A 7,663-nucleotide genomic window follows, 5' to 3' on the forward strand; every position below is an offset into this window, starting at 1 on the left:
TTCTTCGTCATCGTCCATCTCCCCCTTGGGGTCAGAATGGACCGGCAACCTCATACACAGAAGATCGGACACTCTCCGGCCCTTGAAGCCTCAGTCTCGGCTCTCAAGTCCGCCCTTGAGGTCCGGACACGTGAGCACCTGCCCGACGCCTGGACAGAGAGTCAGGTCAGCCTCGGTGCGGCGCTCGAGACCCTTGGGCGCTTCGAGGCCAACATTGCGCGCCTAGAGGAAGCGGTGGCTACTTACAGCGCCGCTGTTTCAGCCGCCGCACGGCACCTTGTTCTGCTGCAGCTTGCGACCGCGGGCCTCCGCCGGTCGCTCGATTCCCTAAACGCATGCCGTCGCGCTTGAACTTGCTGATCGGCCGGCCGTTCAGCTTGGGCTTGAGCACACAAGCTAGCGATCACCGCACCAGTCAGGCTTCCAGAGTTTCCGTGTTGGTCAAGGCGGCGCAGGCGTCCATTTCCGCTTTTCTCACAGCAACGCGCCTGCGATGACGAGGAGATTTCGCATGACTGCGGCGATGGCGACATTCGCCGGTTTTACTGCCGCAAAGAGCCTGTCTTACACGGCCTTTAGGTCATGGTTGAAACCACTGCCGGGCAGCGGACAGCCCGATCCTGCCCGAGTTGCTCGGCCAGATCCCCGAGGTCGAGCAGATCGGCACTGTGACCGCCGATGGTGCCTACGACACCCGCCGCTGCCATCCTGCTATTATCGATCGCCAAGCCACGCCAATCATTCCGATCCGGAAGAACGGGCGCGCCTGGAAGGAAGACTGCCCGGCGGCAAAGGCTCGGAACGAGACGCTGCGCGCCACAAAACACTACGGCCGGACGTTCTGGAAGCACTGGACCGGATACCACGCCCGAAGCCGCGTCGAGGCGAAGATGCGATGCCTCAAGGCATTCGGCGAGCGCATCGCCGCACGGGACCCCGCCCGCCAGACCTCCGAAATCCACATCCGCGTCGCACTCATGAACCGCTTCTCGGCCCTCGGCACCGCCGAGATCCTTCCCGTGGCATGACATCGGCGGGGAAAGGGAAAGTCACGCCTCAGGCGTGACTTACGCAACAATGCCCTCCGCAACCGGGATCGAGGCGCAACCGGATATGGATGGGATATGCTGCGGCGACGCGTCGAGCGCGTTTGGCAATCGATCTCTGACCGTGTCTCGTCACGCTGAGCCTCAAAAGTTCACTTTTCGTTCTTCTTGGCGGCCAAGGCTTCTTACGATCAAGCTGGGATTTGCAACAATACGGGCTATGCCGCCTTTTCGACTAGTGGTCGATCGGCGTGATCGGGGCCTTCAGATGCCACCAGATTTCATAATGCGGATGCCTTCCTGGACAGAACCGCCAGTCTACTCGGCCGACGGAAAGGCCGGCGTCGGGGTCGTGCTGCAAGGAAGCGGCGGGCAATCCAGGCGCCGATCCGTATCGTGACCGGACTTGGCCGCATAGCCTTCTAAGAAAGCGTCGACGAACGTCTATATCGACCGGGTATGGCATTCGACAATCCAGTCCCTCGACCCGATATCATAGGGCCCGTCCTCGTGCTCGACGAGATCGCCGGCGGCGAGATGCGCCTGTCGGCGCTCTTCGTCGGGGCGCAGGGCGAGGTGCCCCCGCCCGTCGATCCGGGCGGGCGGGAGGTGCCGGCCTCGATCCTCCTGCGATGCGGCACGCGTACCCTTTGGCGGGCGCGGTTCGCGATGCCGGCGCACGTGCCATCCTCCTATTCGTGGAACGGCGACCGCTACGACCTGGCGGGGCTGGGCGAGGACCTCCGCCTCGCCTTCGTGTCCTGCAACGGCGAGGAGACGGGCGACCTCGACCGCGAAGGGAGCGAGCGCAACGCCATGTGGGCGCGGCTGGCGGGGCGGCACAAGGCGGCGCCCTTCGCGCTCCTGCTGCATGGTGGCGACCAGATCTATGCCGACGAAGCGACGGAGGGCCACCCGCTCAGCGCGGGCTGGCCCGACGGGATCCCGCAGGACCCGTCCCACACCGATCTCGAGGACCTGCGGCGGCACCTGCGCGTGGCGTTCTTCGCCCGCTACGCGGCGGTCTATTCGGCGCCCGAGACGGCGTGGCTCTGCGCACGGGTTCCCTCGCTCATGCAGTGGGACGACCACGACATCTGCGACGGCTGGGGCTCGCTGCGCCGTTCGCGGACCGAGGGGCCCGTCGGCCGGACGATCTTCAAGGTCGCGCGCGAGATGGCCCTCGGCTTCCAGCACGGTGCACGGGACGGCGATCTGCCGGCCCGCTTCGCCGACCCGAAGGGCGCACATCTCGGCTGGTGGGTCGAAGCGCCCGGTCTGCGCCTCCTCGCGCCCGACTTACGCTCGGAGCGCACGCGGCGGCAAATCATGGGCGCCGGCGGCTGGTCGATGATCGACGCCGCAGTCGGCTTCCGCGGGCGCACGCTGCTGATGTCGAGCGTGCCGCTTCTCGGACCGCGCCTGTCGCTGCTGGAAGGGGCGATGCGCCTGCATCCCCGGATGATGCGATACGAGGACGACCTGCGCGATCAGTGGCAGAGCCGCGCCCATCGGACCGAATGGCGACGGATGCTGTCGCGATTGCGCGACGCGATGGCAGGCCAGGCCGACGACGCATCCGGGATCACGGTCCTGTCGGGAGAGATCCACCTTGCGGCGCGCGCGACGATGGCGCTCGGCGGCGGCAGGATTCTGCATCAGCTCACCGCGTCAGGGATCTCGCATCGTGCGCCGCCTCAGGGCTGGGCGCGGTTCCTCGGTCTGCTGTCGCGGCTCGGCGATGCCCCGCTCGCCGGTTGTCCCATCCGCATGCGGCGCCTGCCGGGGCAGCGCGCCCTGTTCGTGGCCGAGCGCAATTTTCTCGTCCTGTCGCGGCGATCGAATGCGTGGACGGCGGAATGGGACCTCGAGCGTTCAGGCCGAGCCGGTCCGCTGACGATCTGACCCGACGGCGCCCCGAGGGCCGGACGCGTGGGATCGGTCTGCCCGATCGGGCATGGAACTGCGCTAGCCATAGGGGTCGTCGACCGACGCTCGATGGTGATCGAGCCTGAAATCCTCTCATTGACAGCGCCTTCCCGTACCGCATTGTCGGACCAGCAGGACCTACCGCTATGCGCTTGCGGGCGAGCGACGGCTGGCGGAAGAAGTCGAAGCCTTTCAGCGTCATCACCATAATAGCTTGGCGGTGCGTAGGGCGACGTCAATACGACGGCTCTCGCGGGTCACGTATTCTTCGCTGAGGAACACGTCGATCGTATCCCTTAGCCGAGGGCCGTCTGGCCGAGATTGAGGCACCAGTCGTAGATCATGCGCTATGGCATGCTCTAAGGTCATTTCTGACTTCGAGGTCCTGTCGGCCGACGAGACTGGTCGGCGCGGGATCGCTCCGACGCTGAAAAGGTCCGTATTGTCGAGGAGAGCTTCCGCGGCCACCGCCAGGGCTCGGCGACGGCGCGGCGATACGGGCTGTCGCGCTCTCAGCTGACCCGGAGGCGGAAGGAATACCGGGAGGGGCTGCTCGACGGCGGTGCCCCGGCTTTCATACCGCTGCAAATCGGGTCGGCCCCCGCCATCTCGACGGCGACCGAGACGCCCGCGATCGCGGACAAGGTCGAGATCATGCTCACCAATGGCCGGCGGTAGACCGCCTTTAAATTTGCGATTCACGCATGAGGTCCGCGCTCACGGTCGCGATGAGCCGAACCGCGAGCCCCAGCAGGACACGTAGCCGCCAGTGTTGTCGGCCTGCAGCCAGGCCTCGAAGGACCGGATCGCCCTGATCCGTGCTGCTGCGTCTGACGTGGGAAACCGCTGCACGTAAAGCTTGGCCCATCCCTTCGACGTGCTGCCCTCGAACGGGTCGAGCTGCGCGCCCGGCCGAAAGTCGGCCGCGTCCGCCGGCGGGCTTTCGTTCGCGGCGGCGTAGCGGTCCACAAGGGCGTTGTCCGCCCGGGCATCGAGGACGAAGCCCACGGCATCGTGCAGGCTTCGGCCGTCCACGTCGACCCCGTAGAGATCGACGCCCCGGGACGCCGCGATCTCAGCGGCGTAGACCATCAGCCTCACGTTGTTCGTGCTCGTGTTCAGCGCGTTGCGCCCGCGAGTGGTCTCAAGCGGAAAGCTCCCGTCGGGCCGCATCGCGCGGAGCTGCGCCATGTAGCCGCCCTGCACGCCCGAACGGTAGAGCGCGTCGTTCCCCGTCATTGCTCCGAGCATCATCCGGTTGGCCCCGCGGGCGGTGCCCACGTAATCGTCCCCGGGATGCACCTCGGTGAACCGGTCGACGCGCGCGAGCCAGCCGTCGATCGCGGCGTGGTCGGCATCGGAGGCCGCGGAGGTCTGCCGAAGGATCTGCCAGGCCGGCAGGAGCGGCAGCATCGCCTGCACCGCCGAGGAGGCGGCCGACCAAGACGATGCGGAGGGAATCCAGGCATCGGCTTCGGCATGTCGCCGGAGCAGGTCCACGTCCCGCCGCGCGCGGCCGGCATCGCGGTCCATGAGGTAGCGGAACGCGCTCGTGTTTAGAAGGCGAGCGAAGTCGCGTGGCGCGTTGGTCGAGACGGGGCCGGCGGCCTGCGCCTGGATCGAGGCCTGCGCCGCCGCCCCGATCTCCGCGTCCGAGGCCAGATCCTTCGGACGCGGGCAGACCCGCTCGCCCATCGGGGCGCCGGTCGCGCCGTTGTTGCGCAGGAAGTCGCGGCTGCGCTCTGCGGGATCGAAGAGCGCGTCCGGACCCCGCACGCGATCGCGTTCCGCAAAAGCCGGAAGCGATGCCTCGCCCGCGGCGGCGGTCCGTCCGGCGCCGGGGTCGGTGGCGGGCACGCAGGCCACGGCGGCAAGGCACGTCGCGAAAACGGATATGCGTGTCCAGGCTGTCATCGGCTCGTCTCCCTGTCGCCTGCGGACGACGCATGCGAAGTTCGTACCGGTCCGAGACAGTCGCTTCAATAACCCGTACCGATGGGTGCCGTAACGGCTGTGATTACAAGAAGTCGGTCTGATTTTCCGTAGGTCGTCCGCAGCGTCAGGGGCAATCGAACGCCTGAGCGGACCTATGCATCGATTATGATGGTAAGTAGTCCCTCGTCGGTTTGAAGGGCATTGGATACCGAAAACCGCAGTCTGACTTTTCCTGTAAACCCAGCTGGCGGGGTATAATGCCAGTTTGCACCATCATGAAAAAGGTCCCCCTGTTCGGGACCGGCGATGAAGGCGTGGATCTTTCCGTCTTTCGGTTGGCTGAACACTTGGGGCAAGACCAGGGTCTCGTCCGCGCGACCGGTGATCTGCATGTCCTCCGCTCGGAGCGGGGGCATCGCGATGTCGGCGAAGCTTCCCTGGGACAGGGTATGGAAGGATCCTGCATATACCTGCTTCAGGCCGTATACCCGCACCATGTAGCGGGCGTCCGGCTTCGGAGATGAATCGTAGAATTCGGACGCTGTCACGGGATCCTGGCCACTCAGGAGCTGGAACCCGTCGTCGCCCTGCTTGCGATAGACCCTGTAGCCAATAACGTCCGGGTCAACGGACGGCATCCACGAGACGGTCACGGCCTGTGCATCCGGGACGACCTCCACTCGGGTAGCGGGCGCCAGCACGAAGCCATGCGTCGTCGGATCGCCCAGCAGATTGACCCAGATCGGGTTGCGCCAAAGATATTGGCCTGTCGGAAAGTATTCCATCGTGTCGCGGTAAGGCAGCGTGGCGACGCCGTTGTTCACGGTCCGCATGTGGACATCGCCGATCGTGCCCCCCAATGCCATATGGTGTAGCCACCAGGCGGGTCGTCCGCCCCAACCGACCGCGATGGTGTACCACGGTTGTGCCAGCAGGGCAGTCATCGCATTGAACGGGGCATCGAAATTCTGCTTGCCGCTGCCGAAATTGAGCGCGAAGACCGCCTTGTTGGCATAGCGTTCTGCGTATCGGCCGCCGTTCCAGTCACCGAAGTCGACACCCCAGAGCCACGGCCTCTCCTCCCCGACGTCGTGGTGGCCGCCTTCCGTAACCGCGTCCGGGCCGACGATGTTGCGAAGGCCATACACCTCCCCCAAGAGCCGTTCGCCGGAGCCGTAGGCGCGTCGCAAATCCCCCAGAAGCCCGTGACGCCAATGATGATTCTTGTCGAAATACGCTCGCAGCAAATGGAGTTCGCGGGCCGGATCGTTGCCGCTCACGTTCGAGAAGTCGATCCGTCCGACCTGCATCTCGATGAAATTGTCGGGCACCCGGTTGTCTAGAAGGGCACCCGTGGAGTCGATGTGCCATTGCCCATCAATGTCCGCGTAGAACAGGTCGGTGGCATGCGGCTTCGGGTCGTGTCCGTCAGGGTTCGCGCGTCCGCTTTTGACCACGGGCAGGTGCCCGATCAGGATTATCACGTGCCGCGCGAAGGGATCCTCTGCGTAGCGCAGCGCGAGCGTTTCCCTGAGTGCCGCCGCCTGCATCAGGGTTTCGTCGGATCCGGTCGCACCGCCGCGTGGCCCGACGATGCGCGATACCTGCCACCCGTCTCCCTCCAGATCGTGCTCGAATCGCGCGAGGTGGGCCGCGAGCGGACCGGCGACGGTCTTGTCGACGATCACGTGGGCATGGCCCCGATCCGTTTGCGCGGGCAGATTCGCGCCAGTCGCCCAATACCCCACGTCGATGATGCCGCGACCCGTGCGCATGACCTGGTATTCGTAAGCGACCCCCGGCCGAACAGTGTCGTCCGTGAAGCGCATCGCCAGATTGAGGGACGGAGCGATCGTCTGCCAGCTTGCGGAGCCGATCTCGCCGAGCCGGCGTCGTTTGATCGTCACGGCGCCGATACGCGGGCGCGATGTGCCGAACCAGCTCAGCGCGACCGAACTGCCGTCCGCCGCTATGAGTCCATCGAGCGGTAAATGCTTCTCTGACAATTCCTGCGCGGAGGGTTGTGTGATGCCCGTGAGAAGGACGGTGCAGGCGGCGATGAAGAACTTACGGATCATGTCTCCCTTTCTCACACAGAAGCTCGGGGCAGCGACGAGCACTGTCCCTTTCCAGTTGATTTAGGCCCGGTCTGTACTTGAGGGATGCGGGCCGGACCGATAATCGGACACATAGCCGGTGGGAGCGATTGTCAGAACTGAAAGCGTTTGTGCTCGTTCAGGAAATTCTGGGTAAGCGGACGCTTCGGATCTTTCAGCACCTCGTCCGGCGTTCCGCTCTCGTAGATGCTGCCTTCCGCCAGAAACAGCACGGGGTTCGCAACGTGGTAGGCGAAACCGATCTCGTGCGTGACGAGGAGCATGGTCCGGCCTTCCTCGGCGAGTTGCTCGATCACGCCCAGGACTTCTCCGACAAGCGCGGGATCGAGGGCTGAAGTCGGTTCGTCGAAGAGCAGGATTTCCGGGTCCATCGCGAGGGCGCGGGCAATCGCGACGCGCTGCTTTTGCTCACCGGACAGGCCTTGTTGCACGGAACGCGTGAAGGCCGAGCGTCCTCTTTCCCCCGTGGGGGTCATCCTAGGGGTCGCGTGACGGGGATGCCGAGGGCGGTATAGCGGTTGAGGATAGCGATGCGGACTTGGAGCTTTGCGGTTTGTCTGTCGAAGTCGCGGGACATGAGCTTCTGACCGAGCAGTTTCATGCAATTCATCCATTGGCCGGCAGGGCATTGCGCAG

General features: G+C 65.1%; 5 protein-coding genes and 2 pseudogenes. 4 read left to right on the forward strand and 3 right to left on the reverse strand.

Translation table 11 applies throughout. The annotated features are described in order from the left end of the window. The 4 genes and pseudogenes from Q1B08_RS20390 to Q1B08_RS22190 all read left to right on the forward strand — a co-directional run. On the forward strand, positions 1-351 hold a 351-nt coding region (locus Q1B08_RS20390), incomplete at its 5' end, for a hypothetical protein (protein WP_299822949.1). A gap of 257 nt (positions 352-608) precedes the next feature. Beyond that, positions 609-1,028: pseudogene (locus Q1B08_RS20395) on the forward strand (IS5 family transposase); the annotation flags it as partial. 528 nt (positions 1,029-1,556) lie between these two features. Next, positions 1,557-2,951 (forward strand): alkaline phosphatase D family protein, encoded by a 1,395-nt coding sequence (locus Q1B08_RS20400; RefSeq protein ID WP_366140077.1) that lies wholly within the window; start codon positions 1,557-1,559, stop codon positions 2,949-2,951. A gap of 465 nt (positions 2,952-3,416) precedes the next feature. Further along, positions 3,417-3,653, forward strand: a complete 237-nt coding sequence (locus Q1B08_RS22190; protein WP_366140078.1) for an IS66 family insertion sequence element accessory protein TnpB — start codon at positions 3,417-3,419, stop codon at positions 3,651-3,653. 39 nt (positions 3,654-3,692) lie between these two features. Here Q1B08_RS22190 and Q1B08_RS20405 read toward each other — a convergent pair whose 3' ends face one another. The 3 genes and pseudogenes from Q1B08_RS20405 to Q1B08_RS20415 form a co-directional block, all read right to left on the reverse strand. Beyond that, positions 3,693-4,889, reverse strand: coding sequence for an alginate lyase family protein (locus tag Q1B08_RS20405; protein WP_299822956.1), 1,197 nt, complete (start codon positions 4,887-4,889; stop codon positions 3,693-3,695). Between the two features lie 173 nt (positions 4,890-5,062). Beyond that, complete coding sequence (locus Q1B08_RS20410) at positions 5,063-6,988, reverse strand: fibronectin type III domain-containing protein (protein WP_299822958.1); 1,926 nt, start codon at positions 6,986-6,988, stop codon at positions 5,063-5,065. Positions 6,989-7,119: 131 nt separating this feature from the next. Next, positions 7,120-7,452, reverse strand: a pseudogene (locus Q1B08_RS20415) (ATP-binding cassette domain-containing protein); the annotation flags it as partial. Positions 7,453-7,663: the final 211 nt, after the last annotated feature.

Source organism: uncultured Jannaschia sp., from assembly GCF_947494025.1.
Lineage (GTDB): Bacteria > Pseudomonadota > Alphaproteobacteria > Rhodobacterales > Rhodobacteraceae > Jannaschia.